Origin of the sequence: Pedobacter frigidisoli (assembly GCF_004331675.1) — a bacterium.
In the GTDB taxonomy this organism is placed as follows: Bacteria; Bacteroidota; Bacteroidia; order Sphingobacteriales; family Sphingobacteriaceae; genus Pedobacter; species Pedobacter frigidisoli.
In genome coordinates, this window is record NZ_SJSN01000004.1 from 70,515 (window position 1) to 89,699 (window position 19,185).

The 19,185-nt window shown below is 40.4% G+C and carries 10 protein-coding genes and 1 pseudogene; 4 read left to right on the forward strand and 7 right to left on the reverse strand.

Going from position 1 to position 19,185, the window contains the following annotated elements:
• Window positions 1-264: 264 nt before the first annotated feature.
• Entirely contained in the window at window positions 265-4,440 is a 4,176-nt protein-coding gene (locus EZ449_RS05980; RefSeq protein ID WP_131557065.1) for a hybrid sensor histidine kinase/response regulator transcription factor, read from the forward strand.
• Between the two features lie 764 nt (window positions 4,441-5,204).
• Here EZ449_RS05980 and EZ449_RS23455 read toward each other — a convergent pair.
• Together EZ449_RS23455 and EZ449_RS05990 are read right to left on the reverse strand one after the other, a co-directional pair.
• Window positions 5,205-5,549, reverse strand: a complete 345-nt coding sequence (locus tag EZ449_RS23455) for a response regulator (RefSeq protein WP_131557282.1) — start codon at window positions 5,547-5,549, stop codon at window positions 5,205-5,207.
• A gap of 514 nt (window positions 5,550-6,063) precedes the next feature.
• Window positions 6,064-8,058, reverse strand: a complete 1,995-nt coding sequence (locus EZ449_RS05990; protein ID WP_131557066.1) for a PAS domain S-box protein — start codon at window positions 8,056-8,058, stop codon at window positions 6,064-6,066.
• Window positions 8,059-8,738: 680 nt separating this feature from the next.
• On the opposite strand from EZ449_RS05990, the gene EZ449_RS05995 reads away from it, so the two are divergent.
• Together EZ449_RS05995 and EZ449_RS23610 are read left to right on the forward strand one after the other, a co-directional pair.
• The gene (locus EZ449_RS05995) at window positions 8,739-10,154 is read left to right on the forward strand and encodes a hypothetical protein (protein WP_205942952.1); all 1,416 of its coding nucleotides are present in this window, start codon (window positions 8,739-8,741) and stop codon (window positions 10,152-10,154) included.
• 238 nt (window positions 10,155-10,392) lie between these two features.
• Window positions 10,393-10,649, forward strand: a pseudogene (locus EZ449_RS23610) (transposase); the annotation flags it as partial.
• A gap of 1,081 nt (window positions 10,650-11,730) precedes the next feature.
• On the opposite strand, the gene EZ449_RS06005 reads toward EZ449_RS23610, so the two are convergent.
• The gene (locus EZ449_RS06005; RefSeq protein WP_131557067.1) at window positions 11,731-12,093 is read right to left on the reverse strand and encodes a VOC family protein; all 363 of its coding nucleotides are present in this window, start codon (window positions 12,091-12,093) and stop codon (window positions 11,731-11,733) included.
• A 90-nt stretch (window positions 12,094-12,183) separates the two neighbouring features.
• On the reverse strand, window positions 12,184-13,206 hold the full coding sequence (gene holA, locus EZ449_RS06010; RefSeq protein WP_131557068.1) for a DNA polymerase III subunit delta: 1,023 nt from the start codon (window positions 13,204-13,206) through the stop codon (window positions 12,184-12,186).
• Window positions 13,207-13,331: 125 nt separating this feature from the next.
• On the opposite strand from holA, the gene EZ449_RS06015 reads away from it, so the two are divergent.
• Window positions 13,332-13,790, forward strand: coding sequence for a type I restriction enzyme HsdR N-terminal domain-containing protein (locus EZ449_RS06015; RefSeq protein ID WP_131557069.1), 459 nt, complete (start codon window positions 13,332-13,334; stop codon window positions 13,788-13,790).
• An 860-nt stretch (window positions 13,791-14,650) separates the two neighbouring features.
• Here the strand turns inward: EZ449_RS06015 and EZ449_RS06020 are convergent.
• From EZ449_RS06020 to EZ449_RS06030, 3 genes are all read right to left on the reverse strand, one after another.
• Window positions 14,651-15,844: a Gfo/Idh/MocA family protein gene (locus EZ449_RS06020; protein WP_131557070.1), complete on the reverse strand. Its 1,194-nt coding sequence runs from the start codon at window positions 15,842-15,844 to the stop codon at window positions 14,651-14,653.
• On the reverse strand, window positions 15,844-17,208 hold the full coding sequence (locus EZ449_RS06025) for a 3-keto-disaccharide hydrolase (protein WP_131557071.1): 1,365 nt from the start codon (window positions 17,206-17,208) through the stop codon (window positions 15,844-15,846). Before EZ449_RS06025 ends, EZ449_RS06020 begins: the two co-directional genes overlap by 1 nt.
• A 99-nt stretch (window positions 17,209-17,307) precedes the next feature.
• Entirely contained in the window at window positions 17,308-18,663 is a 1,356-nt protein-coding gene (locus EZ449_RS06030; protein ID WP_131557072.1) for a Gfo/Idh/MocA family protein, read from the reverse strand.
• Window positions 18,664-19,185 lie beyond the last annotated feature (522 nt).

Consider the following 19,185-nt stretch of genomic DNA (forward strand, 5'->3'; position numbering starts at 1 on the left):
GGCCGCTACAAAGTACCCAAATTAAGGACTCTACCCGATTGTCAAATCGTGCTTTTTTTTTGGCAGCATGTACATTATTTCAACGAGGAAACTGTTTTATTAAACATATAAGCCCATTTTTGTCATAAATAATTATCTGACCACTTTTAGCAGAAGAATACATTGACAAGAGAAGAAACTGATATTTGAAGTTTTGTAATTAAATTGCATGTTCAAAGAGCACTTCTACGACAATTTCATAGCAACCTAATCCAGACACTTAAAATGAGCTTAAAAAACCGGTCAACCCTGATTGCAGCCAAGCTATCTAAATTGGCCCTTTTTATATTTTTGGTTCTCCTTGTCGGGAGTTCCGTAACTTCAGCACAGCCATATTCGTTTAATTTTAAGCATCTAACTGTAGATGAAGGACTCTCGCACACTGATGCCAACGATATCGCACAGGACAACAAAGGATATATCTGGATCGCTACCTATTTTGGCCTTGACAGATTTGACGGCTATTCGGTCAAAAAGTATTACAACAGCAACCACCCCATAAAAAATGCCTACAAGAACAGGATACGCTTCGTTTATCCCGATAGTGAGGGAAATATCTGGCTTGGTACCGAGGATGGCCTTCAGTATTTTGATCCGCGAAAAGAGCGTTATCACGATTTAATGGAAATTACGGGCGGGATGTCTCCTTACATCGGAAAAATGGTCAAGCCATCAGGTAACAGGATTTATGGCCTGATTGACGGTTGTCTTAAGACATATATCGTTAGGGACAGCTTGTTAATTCCTTTAAAGGTAGAGCAACCTAAGGAAACCAGTTTTTCTGACATATTTCTAGACAGCAGGGGAATAATCTATCTATCAAGCAATAAAGGGATCTGGAAGGTTGATAAAACTAACCATCTGAAGCCTGTCAAGATAAGTGGGCTGAACGGACAGGGGCTCTCATTGGTCTATATCGATAAGAATAAAAACCTGATAACAGCAGACCTGAACAAAATCTATCTGGTTTCCGAACACACAGATAAGGAGTTAAAAGTCACAGGACAATTTGCCCATCCTGCAATCAAAAGGCTAAAAAATATATCTCAGGATCAAAAGCGGGGTTACTGGTTAAATACGGGAACGGAATTGATCAGACTGGACGCCAATATGGATCTCATTCAGGTAGTAAATAACAAAAATACCCAAAGCTTAATCTCAGATTCTTTTACCAAACTGATGATTGACAGGTCAGGGTGCCTATGGCTTGGTACCTTTGGAAAAGGGGTAAGTTATTGTGATCTCAACGAGAAGCTTTTTTATACCTTAAAAAACGAGTCCAGATCACGGAATTCGCTATCCGGGAATTTTGTGAGGTCAATTTTCTCCGAGGGGGATTATCTTTGGATCGGAACTGGGGGAAATGGGTTAAACCGATATAATTTTAAGTCCAAAAGCTTTACTTTTTATAACACATACAGTTCTGCCATCCAGATAAAAAATGATGTGGTAACCGCCTTAACCAAAGATAATGTGGGCAACTTATGGATAGGCACAAATTCGGGAATAGAGATACTCGCACCGAACCGCACTAGCTTTTATAAGCCCAAGGGCTATGATAAGTTCCCATCCTATGTGATCGAAACGCTGGTCAAGGATTACTATGGGAATATATGGTTTGGTAATCATACCCAAAAATTCGGTGTAATATACAGGGACGGTGAGGACAGTTTCAAAGTCAGATATTACGGTGAGGGTTATTTCTTTTTTGCAGATCAAAATAAGCCGCAGCTTTTCGTATCGAGTACCAATGGCTTGAAAAGAATGTATATTGACAGTCAGGGCAATATCATTAAAACCTTTGAATACCGGGGATCAGAGAAAAAAAATTCCTTAAGTTCGGATTACACCTATCCCATCGGTAAACAGAACGACAATACCTACTGGATAGGTACCATCGGCGGCGGATTAAACCGGCTTGACCTGAATAGGGACAAATCCTATTCTATAAAGATATATAACGATAAATCCGGAGTATTCAATGATGTTGAAAGTCTGGAAATCGATGATGACGGAAATATATGGATGGGTGGAAACGGACTGGAATGCTTGGACCCAAAAACGGGAAAATTAACGCGATATGACAAAAATGACGGATTGCAGGGCAATAGCTTTAAGGTCGGATCATCCTTTAAGGGCGAAGATGGAAAGTTATACTTCGGAGGGATCAACGGCCTGAACTATTTCTATCCAAGGGAGATCAAACCCAATACCATAATGGCAAGCCCCATTCTGACAGATGTCCTGATCAACAATCTTAAACCTGACTATAACGACCCCAATTCTGCTGCTCACCTGAGCAGCGATGCGATCGGATATGGAAAGCAAATCAGGATTGACTATAAACAGAACAATTTCATTATTTTCTTTTCGGCTATGCATTTTGCAAACCCGCTCAAATGCAGTTATAGGTACAAACTTATCGGCTTTGACAGCGGCTGGAAGTATACTGACGGGAAGAACCCGAGCGCTGCCTACAGCAACCTGGATTTCAAGGCGTATAAGTTTATCCTTCAGGCAACGAACAACGATGGGGCATGGAGTGATATTACTGCAGAAACGTCAATATTGATATCACCACCATGGTGGAAATCGACTGCAGCCAAATCATTCTATATTATCATTATCCTTACCGGACTGGCAGCTGTTTATATTTCCCAGGCAAGGTGGTACAGGCTCAAGAGAGAAATCGCGATCAGGGAAGTAAATGAAAAGAGAAGAGCGGAGATGCACCGGCATAAGGAAGAGCTTTCGGAGCAGCAGTTGATGTTTTTCACCAATATTTCACATGAGTTTAGAACACCACTGACTTTGATACTGGGACCACTGGAGACCTTGATGAAGCAGAACCTAAATGAGATGCTCGAACATCCATATCAGCTGATGTACAGGAATGCAAAAAGGCTGTTAAATCTGATCAGTGAAATCATGAACTTCAGAAAGGTAGCCGACCAGATTATCAAGCTTCAGGTCCAAGAGGTTGCAATCAATGATTTTGTTAATGGCCTGGCACAAGAGTTTAACGAACTGGCGGGCAAAAAGAATATCTCATTTGCCACCAGACATTCTTCAGCCAAAACCGGTCCAGGGGTCTTAAGAGGATTTCTGGACATCCAGATAGTGGAAAAAATTCTTTTCAACCTGCTCAACAACTCTTTTAAATATACCCCGGAAAATGGGGAAATCCTGTTTGAAACATTCACGGAACTAAACACGTTCGAGCCTTCCTACAAGACAGGATTTAAGCTGATCAATGAGAGCTATGCCGGAAAAGAACATATCTATTTCCGTATCAATGATTCTGGAATAGGAATATCCAAAGAGTCCATCCATAAAATTTTTGACCGATATTACCGCATCAGTACAGAGCATCTGGGGTCCGGCATAGGTTTGGCATTGGTAAAAAGCCTGACTGAACTTCATAAGGGTGATATTTATGTTTACAGCGAAAGGAACCAGGGAACCGAAATCCTGATCGGCATTCCGATCAGCAAGGTGAATTACTCCGAAAACGAAATTTTATCAAGCCATAATATAACGGAGCTCAAGCTTGAGCCTATAGATCATTCAATATTTGTTCCGCCAGCAAAAAAGGGAAACGATGTTTTTTCTTCCAATGAAAAATCAGGAAAACGGGTCCTAATTGTGGAGGATAACGATGAGCTGTTAGATTACTTAAAATCAACACTGGAGCATAGCTATCAGATTTATCAGGCCGGAAACGGTAACGATGGCCTAAGACTTGCCATTGAACATATTCCTGATCTGATTATCAGTGACGTGATGATGCCGGGAATGAACGGAATTGAATTTTGCAGGCTGATAAAGGAGAAGTTTGAGACCAGCCATATTCCCTTTATCATTTTGTCGGCGAGGGATGCTATAGATGCCAAAATTGCCGGCATGGAATCCGGTGCCGATTTTTATTTTGCAAAACCTCTAAGTGCAGAACTTTTGCTTCTTACGATATATAATCTGTTTGAGCAATCAGAGAGACTAAAAGACAAGTATGCCAAAAATTATTTGAGCGAAGCAACTGAACTTGTAAAGTCGGATAAAGATAAAGAATTTGTCAGCAGGCTCTTAGATGTAATAGAAAATAATATCAAAGATCCGGATTTAGATGTTGATTTCCTTTGTAACAGCCTTTTCATCAGCAGAACAAAGCTGTATCAAAAGATCAAAAGCATATTTAATCAATCTGTCGGCGACTTTATCAGAACCACAAGATTGAAAAAAGCCATTAAGATCATGACACATGAGGATGTTCCGTTATATGAGGTAGCTGAACGGACAGGGCTTCAAAGCAGTTCTACCTTTTCAAGGGCATTTAAAAAAGAGTTCGGAAAATCACCCCTACATTATATTCAGGCCCTTAAGAAAAACGATTTGTCAAGATAAATAACCTGATTTCAAAAGGGAGGCGCAACATATTGGCGAATAAGAGAAAGCCCAGGGCTGGAAACCTCCACAAAGGAATATCTGGGGCTCGGCGCGAATGAGCAGGCAATTCCGTAGCAGATTGACCAGCTTAAGAAAACCTTAGACACTTCGCAAACACACCAACTATCAACATATTGAGATGGTCAATCTCGAACGAAACACACGGACTCGAAAGTCCGAAATGATAGGATCATGGCTTGCGAAGTCTCCAGATCACTAACCATATACATAGAGAAGATAATCAAGAAAGCGCAGGTCCCAAGCGAGTCAGATGAGTTCAAATTTGCAATACCTGAAGCATTTACCGACTGCAATTTTAGGAAGAAAGGGATAAGAGCCCAAATAAAAGATCCATTACTCTTGGAAATGAAAAATATGAGCGGGATTATTTTTTCAACGACGGCTTATTCATCAGTCAGCGTTTTTTGGAGGGCATGGTTTTGCTAAGTTAGGTAAACCATATAATGGGGAATCCGATCATGGAATGTGTTACTATGAGTTAGTGATGAAAACGGATAGCCAGTTAATTGACCGGCAATGGCCTTGCTGAACTGACAATAAACCTTGCCATAAACAACCTAGACTTTCCTGCCAGGGCGGATAAAATAAATAACCCTTCACAAAGTTATCAAAAACAAATTCAACGTCGAAAAACTGAAATTTTGCTCAAATCAGCTGTTGCATTTCTGGAGAAAACTTCCCACATAACGAGTTGTGGGTTCTTATACTTCCAACAAAAGATTTCCAACAGTCAGGAGTAAATTTGCGGATTCAAGGGATTTTCCGATAATGGCATCAGCCTCACATTCCATTTTGCTGATTTCCCTATGAGACAATGCAGTGAGCATTACAATGGGAATGTGCCGGGTTGCCATAGTATGCTTCAACTTGTTACAGATTTCCCTGCCGTCAATATTTCCCAGCCGTATGGCCAAAATAATCAGATCAGGCACAAAATTATCAATCTCCGAAGAAACCAGTTCGGGCGACTCAATACACCTTACCTTATAGCCGGCATCGCTAAGAACCGCCCCGAAACTACAAAGCGCCACTGGATCGTCATCCAGAACAAAATTTTCTTATTCATGTAAAATTTCTTTAGAAGGTAACGGCAATTTAACTGGGCTTATATATTGCTTTTACAATCAATTTCTGTAATCTTCCTACTGGTAAATATGGATGGTCTCTATATAAAACACTATCTTCAATCAAAGCTATCGGTACGTTCCGGTAGACTAATTTAGTTAAACGCACTCAAATTACAACGGTATGACAAATACTGAACAAATTGCACAGCTTAAAGTTCTGGTTTTATCAAAAATGAACTTGGAGCATCCTACGCTTAAAGACTGTAAGAATATATCTGAGCAGATATTTAATAAAACAAAAAACTACCTGTCCGAGCGGACAATCCAGAGTATTTTCATTTCGAACAGATGGGTCTTAGCACCTTTTATCATAAATAGTCTTGCGCAGTTTTCCGGGTTCGATGATTGGGAGGACTTAGTCAAAAAGACTTGGAAGAGTTAAATAGCCGCTTAATATGGAATCCAGTCTTCCCGCAATCAATTGCTCCTAAAATTATAGCGGAAAGGTAAAACTAAAAACAGACCCTTTTCCGATCTCACTCTCCGCCCAGATTTCCCCATGATGCAACTTCACAATTTCTGAGGAGACATAAAGCCCGATTCCAAAACCGGCAATCAGGCTATTGGTATCTACCCGATAAAAGCGGGCAAAAATTTTATCAAGTTCATCCCGCTTCATACCAAGTCCTTCATCCTTAACACTTACTTTCACTTCTTCGTTACATGCTACACAGGAAATCTGTACTGTGGATTCAGGCCTTGAATACTTGACAGCATTTCCAACCAGGTTTGCGATTACCTGTCCGAGCTTTACCCGGTCCGCATTGACGATCTGGCTATCGACCGGTTCAAAGATAAATTTATGTGTACCGTAAAGCATTAGGGCTTCTTCCTTGGCTTCATAAATCAAATCAGCAATATCAAAAGGCGCATGCTTTAAAATGATTTTTGCTGCTTCCAGTCTTGAGAACTCCAGAAAGCCGTTTATCATATCCGACATCCGTTTAGTCTGTTTTATAGCCTGCGAAATGGCCCGCAGGCTCGTTTCATCCTGAATATTTTTGGACCGCATGCCCAATAACTGAAGATAGGCTGAGAGTGAGGTCAATGGGGTTTTCAGCTCATGGCTGACCATTCCCATAAAATCGTTTTTCCTGATCTCGTCCATCTTTTGTTCAGTGATATCCATCACGACCCCTGTAAAAGAGGAGAATGCGCCGGATGCATCGGCAATAAGATTGCCAATTGCCCTCAACCATCTTAAGCGGTTATCGTGCAGGCCTATTACCGGATAGCTCACATCATAATCTCCGTTGTTGTAAATTGCATTTTCGAGCTTGTTCGATACGAATTCCCGGTATTCCTCAGTTATCTGCGCAATTGCCTGCTCAATGGAAAGCGGCTCATTGGGGTAATATCCAAAAAGTTCTTTCAGCCGGGCATCGGTTATAAACTCCCTGGTCTGTGAATGAATGTACCAGGTACCAAAGTTTGCGGCCTCAATCGCCTGACTTAAGGCCAGCTTTCCCTCCTGAATGGTCTGCTGGGCAGAAAGGATGTCTTCATTTGCCTCCGAAAGACTCTGGTTTACAGCCAGAATTTGTTCATTGGATGCGCTGAGCTCCTCATTAACTGCCGCAAATTCTTCGTTTATTGCCTGAAGCCTTTCCGCACTTTCCTTTAACTGCCGTTCCCATTGGTCTCGATCAGTGACATCCCTTGTTGTCCCTGAGACGGCAACCACCTCTCCGTGCTCATCAAAGACCGGATTAAGAATATAATCATAAAGCCTTATTCCCAGAGTTGCGTGTGGGAAAGAGACCTCGCCGCGTACTGGCTTTCCGGTTGCTTTTATACTATTGATTTCTCGCTCGTGCATCTCTGCGTGCCAGGGCTCATAACCATTCTCAAGAAGCCCCTTTCCAACAGCCTCATCCCAGGTTTTCCCCCACATTTCAAGTAGGGCCCGGTTCGCATAGGTGAACCTGTACCCAAGATCGAAAACATACATCAGGTCGGGCGTGCCGGCCGTTATCGTTTCATATGTACGTTTTTGCTGTTCAAGTATCTCCCTGGATTCTTTTAATGATTCCTCCGCTAATTTCCGTTCGGTGATATCCGAGGCCAAACCAAACCATTCTCTTATCTGGCCATCTTCTGCTAGAATTGGCACAGCACGAGAAGATGTCCAACCGATAGTGCCATCAGTCCGTTTGACCCGGTGCTCCAAATGAAAAACTGTCTTGGTCGCGATGGCGCGTGCTATAGCGGCATCGAGGATGTCATGATCTTCCAAATACACATTTCTTAATTTCCAGTCCTTGGTGGCTTCCCTGTCATCCTGGAGAAATCCGTGTCCATCCAGTTCATAAATAAGGCCCCAGTCCGGACTTACACTATAAACTACATCAGATGTCGCGGTCAATAGGGCTTTAAAACGATCTTCGAATGAGGATTGCAGATTCCGATTGGATGTAGATTCGTTCATAACGCGGTGAATAATATATTTGAGGTTGGAAATTTAGCATTTAGTTTAGATTTCTACTCCAAATCTTTTACTAATATCAGTTTTTATCCCCAAGTTGGCACGCGTGGTCGATATAATCCTTCCTTTGCATCTAGTGGAGATTTCGCAAGCGGGCGATCACCATATCTCGGGATTTTGGGGAATGGCTTTCCATCAAAATCGACCGCGCAACATATTGGCAGCTAAGAACGGAAGTGTGCAGTAAAATTTCCGGAATTTGGGAATTTGGTACCGAATCGCTTGATCATTGGCGCCGATATCACCAACCGATTCAAAAGTCGCCATTGTCTTCCAGCTGGTCTATCGTATTTGGTAGCGGGACTGCTGGTGAAAGCCCATCAGCATTGACCGCTAGAGGGATTAGTATCAAAAGCTCGGGATCTGGACTGAGAAAGGTCAACAGTTAGTTTATTGGGAAGGCGAAGACTACCGCCTGCCATCGTTGCCCCTAACAAGGCCATTCAGCACCAAGAGAACTTTACTGTTACCCCATAAGGGTCACAGGTGAAGTCAATGGGTTTGTAGCTTGAATCCCGAATCCATAGGTTCCCTTGCGACTCACCTCGATCAATATTGGCCGCTGGGAAAATGGTTTTGGAAAGTTAACATTAAGTTAAAGCCGCACCATTATTTTCACGCTTATGATTTATTTCGAAATAAGGGGAAAGTTACCAATATTAAATGGCAGGCGTAAAGATGGATTTTTGGAAACAGGTGATCGCCTTTTTAAGCAGCTTAAACGTAAACCGATAATCAATATGAAAAAACCCACCTTAATTACTGTAATCGCGACTGCCTTGCTTTTCGGATGTTCAAAAAAAGATATACCCCAACCGGACGCTTCAGGTTTAGGGAAAACGGAACTGGCCTTCGCCGGTACATCCCTGGCTCAGGCCGCAGCCTCTTCCACCTATACCGATGAGAGTGCCTTTGTCGCATCGCTATCTTCCTATGGCTTTAAAAACCCTACCCAGCTCAGCTATAACCGAACGGGGCAGACCAATTACACCTCTGCCCATGGCTTTAACATTCCAGCGGCCAACCGTGCGGGGGGGTTCAAATGGAATGCTGGCGATGAGGAGACGGCAGAATGGCGTCCGCAGGGAATTGCTGGTTTTACGATGGGGGGGCGTAGGTTTATCTTGACGACCTGGTACGGGACGGAGCCTGACGACGTGGCCGGCGTCCATAACGGACATAAGGGCGTTAGGCTTGCACTGGCAGACATCACCGATCTGTCCAACGTCACCTACAGACTGATCCTGCTCGTGCAGCAGTATTCAAATACATCGAACAGCCTGCTTTGGGACAACCTTTATGCACAGGACGGGAACGCGGCCCATAACTATACCAAGGGATCACTGTTTGCCCCTATAACCATCCATGCGGGCGGGGTTGCCATATATGGCACAAAGGTTTATGTTGCTGACACCGGCAGGGGACTGCGGGTATTCGACCTGAACAACTTTATTGCCGTATCCAGTGACAGCGAGTCACAGTGCGGAAAAATGGCGAACAATACCCTGCAGGCATTCAATTATGGATATATACTTCCGGAAACGGGATGGTATCAGCTCTCGGGGGCATCGCCCTACTCCTGCGTAGAGTTCGGAGAGGGAAATAATCTCTGGTTCGGTCAGTATTATGGTTTTAATAAAAACGGTACCGGCACCCCGCCGTCACAGACTCCTGCGGTCAGCGGGTTTGCCCTAAATACGAGCGGACAGCTTACCGGTGCAGCCCCAACGGCTATAACCCCGAGAGACGATATTGCGGGCGACACCAAGGTATTCAATATGCAGGGGGCATATAGAAAAGGCACCCAGACATTTATGAGCATCACCAACAATTCAGAATATGAGGGGTCCACGGCGAGATTCTTGAGGTATAATGACGGCGCCGCTCTCGGCGTAAGGTATAGGTGGCCACATGGCGCCGAAGATCTCTATTATGAAAGCGCAACGGGCCTGCTTTGGTGTCTTACAGAATTTGAAAAAGCCAAGTATGGCAGCGACAACCGTTGTGTATTTGCCGTAAGGTTAACGGATTATGATTAGCGGTTAAAGAAGGACAAAGAAAATAGAATATATGAATCTTAGCTCGCGGAACGATATTTTTAGTAGCTGATAGTCCTTGAAAAGAATCTGCTTCTCTGGTTAGTTGTCAATTTTAAAAAGGTTACCCCCATCGGGTAGCCTTTTAAAGTCCCCTCTCGGAGATCTCGCAAGGGACTATGTCATTACGGAACTTGGAGTCAGTCAGTTCCGGCCAAAACTGACAACTAGAACACATTATAGGAAGCCCTTAAAAAGAGAAACCTTCCCCAAAAAGATATTTGGAAAGTTGTTTGGCGACGAGGGCTACATATCCAACAGCTGTTTGAAATCCTTTTTACAGAAGGCATATATTTGGTCACTGGGATCCGTAACAAAATGAAAAATTGCCTGACTAACATGAGCGATAAGATTATGCTCAGGAAAAGATCCGTAATAGTAACCATTAACGACGAACGTAAAAACAACTGTCAGATTGAGCATTCCAGGCATCGAGCTCTGGTTTGTAATAAACTAAGGAGGTAAATCCTGTTGGATAAAGGAATTCTAAATCCATATAAAAGGGTGGTTAAAATTAAGAGATCTGAAGAAAAATATCAAACATGGTCGAATTACAAAAGAGCAATATAATTCCTTAGGTTAATGACATTGGGGAGGAGGGGCTGATTTCCCGATTTGGTGCAATTGATGCGAATGAGGGTGGAAAGACCGGTCGCACGAACATTATCTCCAATTCGATAAATCTATCAATGAAACAACCTTAATTAAGTCTCTTGCCTTTTACCCTCTCGGGGGATTACTTTGAACACTCAAGTGCTTTCTTACAGGCACTAGGGACAATTGTTGATGACCTAAAAATCAAGAGATATATTTAAATATTTCAATTTATCAAATATTAAAAAACGTTATAACTAGAATACAAAAATTTGGCAAATGCTAAGGTGATTACTTTCACATTTTTCCTTGAATTTTTAATTGTTGCAATGCTATATATAGACGAAATTAAATTGACGCCATCTCACCAAAAACACTATCATAAAACCAAGGCTTACAAATTTGGAGTTATAACATATTTTTATGGATCGCAAAGGTAACCCGTCAAAATCCCGATTTTGTCAAGATTGTTTTTACTCGGGAAAAGCCTAAAAAAACCAATAAGAAGGTAGACAAATCCGAGGCGGTAAACGAGTATCTCCTCAAGTACGACAGATCGATGAAATTAAGCTGCCCTGATCAGACGCATCATTTCTATCAACAATCTGTAAACAGCAAAAACACTGACATTCAGAATTTTAGACCCTTATCAAAATCAGTAAATATTGGTTTGTCACCTACGAACCTATCAAAAATTCGCATTTTATTGGTTCGGCGTTTTTGAGCCAATCAAATTTTGAGAAAAAAACGGTTATTTTCGCCAAAATTTACCTAAAAATCGTTGACAAAATCGTTGACAAAGCTTGCTGGAATCGCACTTTTTTCGTATATTTGAAATAATTAATAGTGCCCTGAGGTATATTTAAACCCACTTTTATTGGCTTGTACATTAGCTCTTTACTAACCAATAATTCATATTTATATTTTATTTTAAAGTAAATTCTGGATTTTCAATCAACCCAATTATGTTTCCAAATGGATCAAAAATACTGCCCACCCAAATCGGACCGCCAACGTTATTTGGCGACTGATGAATCTCAACTTCTAATTCCGTAAAACGCTCAAATGTTTTTTTGATATCGTTCACACCCCAATAAGTTATAGCATGATTTCCATTGCTGTAACCCGAATCATCAGGATCTAAGCCGAGTTCGAAGCCGCCAATATTGTAACCAACATAATATGGCTCATCAAAATAGGGCTCGATTTCGAAAACCTTTTTATACCATTCTTTCGCAGCGACCAAATCGCCAACGTAATAAACAATTGTTCTTAATCCTTGTAACATAGGTTTAGGGTTTAGGGTTTAGGGTTTAGGGTTTAGGGTTTAGGGTTTAGGGGCAACTTTCAATTTTGAAAATTGTTTACTGAAAACTGATTAATGCACTATCTTAAAAACCAATTCCTTTAAAAGCTCTCCATCTTCAACATTCCCAGTGCTATCCAAGCCTTTGCTTTTCAAATCATATTCTCTAAGTAAACTTATTACCTGAAAAACTTTTCCAGTATTGTAGTTTCTTGCTGCCATTTCGTAATCCTTTACAAAAAATGGAGGAACTCCCAGTGCCGATGCAGCATCTGCCTTATTTGGAATGTAGTGATATTTTAAAAGCTTGGTAAAATAACCACCCAAGTTGGCCAAAACCATCACCGTTGGGTTAGCCTTTGGATTGCTAGCGAAGTAATTGATGATTTTGTTGCACTTTAAAACATCGCGGATAGCCAACGCTTTTTGCAATTCGAAAACATTGTATTCTTTGCTAATCCCAATATTTTTTTGAACCAGATCTGTATTTATCACTACATCTTTGGCCACATTCAGCATCAACTTTTCGATCTCATTGGCAATTTTAGAAAGGTCTGTCCCCAAATATTCTGCCATTAAGGCCGATGCTTGCTGATCAATTTTATAACCTTTAGATTTCACAAAATCTTCTATCCAAGCAACAATTTTATAATCACGAACAGCATCTGATTGAAAAATCAATCCACTTTTACTGATTGCTTTGTATATTTTTTTACGCTTATCGAAATTGGCATACTTAAAAGCCAAAACCAAAATAGTGCTCGACAAGGGTTTCTCAAAATAATTAAGCACAAATTCTGCTTCCTTACTGTTCCCCTCCTCTTTTGCCCACTTTAAATCTTGCGCTTCCTTAACAATCACCACCTGAAAATCAGACATCATTGGATAGCGCTTTGCGGCACCTAAAACGGTTGCCATATCGGTATCCTTGCCATACAAAACGGTCTGATTGAAGCCCTTTTCGGCATCGCTCAACAATTTTTCCTCAATATAATCTGTTACCTCATCAATGTAGTAAGATTCCTCACCATGCAATAAGTACACCGGTTTAAACTTTCGGGCTTTAATATCTTTAATAATTTCGGCAGCAGTCATTGCCGTAAAATTACAATTTAGCTTTTAGGATTTATGCAAATGTTTATAAACAATATTAACTTTGGCGGTTAATAATTGCTGCAATGTTTTATTGCTAAATTGTTAACTAAAATTGCCTATTTAAGATGTTCAAACCAACCCCGTTAAATCTTCCGCCATATCCTTTTAAAATTACCCAAAAAGATGATGTGGTTTTTATTTTCGATGAGTTGAGGAAAAAGCATTTGGTGCTCACACCTGAAGAATGGGTTCGGCAGCATTTTATTCAGAATCTAATTTTAGCAAAGAAGTTTCCAAAAACCCTAATTCAAATTGAGGGTGGTTTGATTTTAAATCAATTACAAAAACGGAGCGATATCTTGGTATACAATAATGCTGGCGAAAAGCTGATGCTAATTGAATGCAAAGCCCCAAAAGTTAAGATCACTCCGTCTGTTTTTGAACAGGCATCTCGATATAATTCTATACACCAAGCGAAATGGATTGTGCTTACCAATGGCTTACAACACGTTTACGCTAAAATGGATCTGGAAAAAGGGAGTTTTGTTTTTAGGGAGGAAATGCCATTGTATTTGGATTTATAAATTTTGGAAAGCAATTACAGTATTTGATAGCTTAGTGTAGTCCCGCTCTTTGTTCTTTCCGGTGAAAAACCGGAACCACGCCGATCGGGTTTAGGTGGCGCAGCAAGAAATGCTATTTTGGGTTGCAAACTGCAAAACAAGAATATTAATTATTTGAGCTTTGACAACTTTAGTAGTGACATAGAAAAAAGTTGTCAAAGCTGTTAAATACTAAACATCATACGGTTTCATCCAATATTGATTATGAACAGGCATCTTGATACAATTCCATGCACCAAGCGAAATGGATTTGGAAAAAGGCAGTTTTATTTTTAGGGAGGAAATGCCGAATTATTTGGATTTATAAGTTTTTGGAAAGCAATTGCAGTGGTCGATAGCTCTGTTTAGTCCCGCTCTTTGTTCTTTCCGGTGAAAAACCGGAACCACTCCGATCGGGTTTGGGTGTCGCAGCAAGCAATGCTATTTGGGGTTGCCAACTGCAGAAAAAATATTGAGATAGAAATAATGCACTGTTTCAGTTCGTGAGGACAAGAACCAAAGTGCAAGCATTTTTTTTACATTTTTTTATCCATCATGTTTGGAAAACTTCAATAGTTGCACAGTCTTGCCCACCTAAACCTGATTGGAATGGAAATCTTTTTTGGTAGCTGTTCCGAGGAGCTTAATCTACCATAAACAAAAAAATTGCAGAGTAAAGCAGGAACAAAGTAACCTAAATGTGTTGCCAAATGCTTTCCAAAAAAAAAATGAGCTTTGACAAATTACTAGTGACATAGAAAAAATTTGTTAAAGCTGTTGAACACTACACATCACCAGCGTTGAAACTAGCGAAATAAAAAATTTGTCAAAACTGATGAATACTAAACATCATACGATTTCTTCCAATATTGATTATTACCAGAATAAATGGCCTCGTTGCACATGGCAACACATATTGCAGCTTGGGTACCCGTATTAATATTTGATGCTGGCTCTTGATTTAACGTTATCGATTTATAAAATTCATCCAAGGCATAATTGGTTCCATCGAGCGTAGCTTTATCCAAAATTGGGATTCCACCATCTTTATTTACCACGATTTTTGTGGCTCCAGAAACTCCATCAACAATGCCTAAATCCTTTTTAGCGCTTTCTTCCGGATAGAAAAGTCCGGTGTTGGTTAAAAGCGAAACCGAACCTTTTGTGCCTTTAATTTTAAACAAATAACCATCATGTGCGTTGCCACAAGTTGCACCGAAATTGCCAATCATGCCTTTTTCTTTATAACGAAGCACGGCCTGAATGTTATCATAAGTTTCGCGACCATCCTTAAAAATATCAATCCCTCCTGCACCCATAATTTCATCGGGTTGGGTTTGGAAAGCCCAATTAATGAAGTCGATTTGATGCGATAAAAGTTCGGCAGCTAATCCACCTGAATATTCCTTATACATTCGCCAGTTAATTTTTCTCTCCAAGGATGGATCTGAAACATTCCTACGCCAGTTTCCATTTCTATCCCAGCGGCAATCGATTTGAGAAACCTTGCCCAAATAACCGCTCTGAATCATATCCTTAACCTTGAAATAAAGTGGCGAATATCGGTATTGATAACCCACCTGAAAAACCTGTTTCGGATAATTTTTAACTAATTTTTTCAGTTCTAAGGCTTGAGCAATGTTGTATGTCATCGTTTTTTCAACGTAAACATGTTTTCCAGCTAAAACTGCATCTTTAGCGATTTTGAAATGTTCGCTCAAAGGCGTAGCAATAAAAACAGCATCAATCAATTTATTATCTAAAATTTGATGATAATCTTTAACCGCTTTTGCATCGACTGGGACGTATTTTTCAGCTTCCTTTAATCGGAAATCGAGTAAATCGCAATAGGCTACAGTTTTGTATTTTGCTGGCATGGATTTAATAACCGACAAAACACCTTTGCCTCTATCTCCACAACCAATCATGGCAACATTTATAACCTGATCGGAATATAAACTTGCAATAACCTGATTACCAACCAAAAGACCTGAGCTTAACAAAGCTGATTTCTTAACAAAAGACCTACGATGCATTATAAAGTTTTAAGTTTAATGGTTCTAAAATCCACCTTGTTGCCATGATCCTGAATTAGGATATGGCCTTTGGGTGCTTCACCAAAGTTTTTCCAATCCTTATATTTACTGATGGCTACCAATTTTTTAAACTCTTCCGACCCACGAACGTATTCTAAAACTTTTACGCCATTTAAATAATGCTCTACCTTATTATTTGGATAAACGATTAATCGGGCATTGTTCCAGCTACTAATTGGACGAAGATAACGAGGCTCTTTTTTAGCTGTCATTAAATCGTACAACGATGCCAAAGTACGGTTTCCATCTCTTCCTAATTTCGCATCGGGATGCAAAACATCATCCAAAACCTGGTATTCCAAGCCGATTGCCGAGCCTGTATTTTTTTCTTCGAGTGTTACAAAATATTTAACGCCACTATTGGCTCCTGGCGTTAATTTAAACTCGAAAGACATATCAAAAGCAGCAAATTCTTCTTTGGTTACAATGTCACCTCCATTTGTTGATTCGGCACCGCCTGATGGCTCTACGCTAATAATACCATCTTGAATTTTCCAACCTTTGGCAGGGAAAGCAGTTTTATAAGCTCCAATCCATCCAGAATTAGTTTTTCCATCGAAAAGCAATTTATAGCCCTCCGATTTTTCGTAAGCTGATAAGGTGTTCGGTGTTAAATTAACCGTATAAATTCCTTTCGGGAAAGCTTTAGATTTTAATCCATCAGTTTGAATATTGATGTTTTTGAAGTAAACTTTTTTGCCATCATTGCCCAATTCATTTCCAATTCCATGAACCTGTAAACCGATAAATCCAGATTTATCCAGGGTATCAATCACATAAGCAACTGGTTTTCCATTAACCCAAGTTTTAGTTTCGTTTCCAATACATTCTATTTTGTAGTGGTTAAATTCGTTCTTTTTATACAGTGATTTTGCAGATTGATTTAGCTCCAATGGATATAACCATAATCTTCTTGCCTCATCGTAAATACCACCCGTCCATGCTCTTGGCGTTGGGTCAATTTCTACCTGGCGACCGAAAACCAAACCTTTTCCATTATTCCCCTCGGGTTTGATGTGACTACGGGTTTGAATGCCTGAATTGGTAGTTTCACCCTCAAGCTTAACATCTAGTTCAAGAATAAAATCACCATATTCTTTTTCTGTAATTAAGAATGAATTTGGAGTACCCTTGGTCATGGTGCCTACAATTGCTCCATCTTCAACTTTATAAGGTGCAGCACCCGCCACTGCTTTCCAGCCGGTTAAGGTTTTACCATCGAAAAGTGGTTTTGATTTTTGGCCAGCGGCAGATAAACTGATTAGGGAAAGGGCTAGAATGCTGTATTTTTTGAGTTTTAACATGGTTGATTTATTGGTTCGCTGTCATTGCGAGGCACGAAGCAATCTTAATGCGGTGGAATATAGATTGCTTCGTGCCTCGCAATGACGACGTGTTGAATATTAATATTTAAAAACTTTTCCGTTCGCGATTACTTCTTGTCTGCTTTCATCGAAAACTGATTTTGCCCCAGTGCGAACCGCAGCATTTGTCATAATGTTTGCAATTGAATGCGAATAACCAGCTTCAACTGGTGCATTTGGTGTTTTACGACTTCGAACACATTCCATCCAGTTTCGCATGTGACCAGAAGTTAACGCATCGCCACCCATGTTAGCGCCAGTAGCTGCTTTTATTTCAGTTTTACTCAAATCAAATTCGGGTAAAAGATTAGCTTTCAAACCCATTGCTGATGCTTCTTGCTGTCTCAAACCACCTTTCGGCGAAACTTTATTGGTGATTAAATTTAGTTCCCCACCATTTGAATAATAAACTTCGCCCACATCGCCCACGCTGTTTTGCATTCTTGAGGTAAAAGTAACTTGGAATCCATCTTCAGAATTCGGCTGACCGTAATCAAAAACGGCAACCATCGAATCCCAGTTTCTACGACCATCTTTCCAAGTATAAATTCCACCGTTTGCAACTACGCTACGTGGATGTTTTAAACCTGTAAACCAATGTACGGTATCAATTTGGTGTGACATCCATTGACCTGGCATTCCTGATGAATATGGCCAGAACAACCGATATTCTAAATATTTTCTTGGGTCAAAAGCTTCATTTGGACGATTTAATAAAAATCTTTTCCAATCGATATCTTCTTCCTTAAGTTTAGCAACTAAATCCGGTCTGCGCCAACGTCCTGGTTGGTTTACATTCCAAACTAAATCAACTGCTGTAATTGGGCCAAATTTGCCATCTTGAATATATTTTGCGGCATTTGCATAATTCTCTCCGCTCCTACGCTGTGAACCAATCTGAACAATTCTATCAGATGCTTTAACCGCTTTTAAGGCGGCTTTTGCATCATCCATCGTTTCCGCAAAAGGCTTTTCTACATAAGCATCGCAATTACCTTTAATCGCCTCCACCAAATGTAAAGCATGTTGAAAATCGGCTGTGCTGATGATTACTGCATCTAAATCTTTTGTAGCATAAAGTTCATCGTTGTTTCGACAGGCTTTAATATCGTGACCAAACTTTTGCTTTAAATGTGCAATTCCTAAATCTCTTCGGTAACTCCACAAATCAGAAAGTCCGACGATATCGAAGTTTAATTCTTTGTTATGATTTAGAAAACAAGGCAGTAAAGTATCTTTAAATCGGTCTGAGAATCCAACAACACCAACCCGTACCCTATCGTTTGCACCGATTATGCGGCCATAACTTTTAGCGCTCATACCCATTGTGCCGGCGTAAGTTGCAGCAGCAAACACTGCAGATTGTTTAATGAATTTTCTTCTGGAATTTTCCATTGAATAAATAGGTTTAGATTGGGTTAGAAAAGCTCATAACGTTAAACGTTTTATCTGCATTTAACAGCATCCAAAATAGGATTTTTAGTTGAAAGATTTAGTAGGCTTTGGTAACAATTTAGAAACCTCATCACATGAAAAGAAGAAGTTATTGTGAATTTTGTGCATTCCCTCCCTTGAAGAGAGGGAAACAAAGTTTTATGGTTTGAACCGGGTTAAAAGCATTGTCCCATAAATCCCTCTCTTCGAGGAGAGAGAGAGCAATAATTTGCCAAAGCACAAACATTGATAGGGTGAGGTGAGAATAAAGCCGCTTCTATTTATCAAAAACCTTACCCTATGAAAAGAAGAAGTTATTGTTGATTTAGTGCCATCCCTCTCCTCGAAGAGAGGGAAACGAAAGATTGTAGTTTGAACTTTGTTTTTATCAGTCATGCTAACACACACTTCATGCTGAATTCATTTCAGCATCTTAATAAAAACCTCACCTTATGAATTTTAATTACCGCCCATTATTCCCTC

What these genes read in the sequence shown, in the direction of transcription:
- EZ449_RS05990 (WP_131557066.1), bottom strand. Translation starts at nt 8,058, where the DNA reads ATGAACGAATCTACATCCAATCGGAATCTGCAATCCTCATTCGAAGAT.
- EZ449_RS06025 (WP_131557071.1), bottom strand. Translation starts at nt 17,208, where the DNA reads ATGTTAAAACTCAAAAAATACAGCATTCTAGCCCTTTCCCTAATCAGT.
- EZ449_RS06020 (WP_131557070.1), bottom strand. Translation starts at nt 15,844, where the DNA reads ATGCATCGTAGGTCTTTTGTTAAGAAATCAGCTTTGTTAAGCTCAGGT.
- holA (WP_131557068.1), bottom strand. Translation starts at nt 13,206, where the DNA reads ATGACTGCTGCCGAAATTATTAAAGATATTAAAGCCCGAAAGTTTAAA.
- EZ449_RS06005 (WP_131557067.1), bottom strand. Translation starts at nt 12,093, where the DNA reads ATGTTACAAGGATTAAGAACAATTGTTTATTACGTTGGCGATTTGGTC.
- EZ449_RS05980 (WP_131557065.1), top strand. Translation starts at nt 265, where the DNA reads ATGAGCTTAAAAAACCGGTCAACCCTGATTGCAGCCAAGCTATCTAAA.
- EZ449_RS06015 (WP_131557069.1), top strand. Translation starts at nt 13,332, where the DNA reads ATGTTCAAACCAACCCCGTTAAATCTTCCGCCATATCCTTTTAAAATT.
- EZ449_RS05995 (WP_205942952.1), top strand. Translation starts at nt 8,739, where the DNA reads ATGATTTATTTCGAAATAAGGGGAAAGTTACCAATATTAAATGGCAGG.
- EZ449_RS06030 (WP_131557072.1), bottom strand. Translation starts at nt 18,663, where the DNA reads ATGGAAAATTCCAGAAGAAAATTCATTAAACAATCTGCAGTGTTTGCT.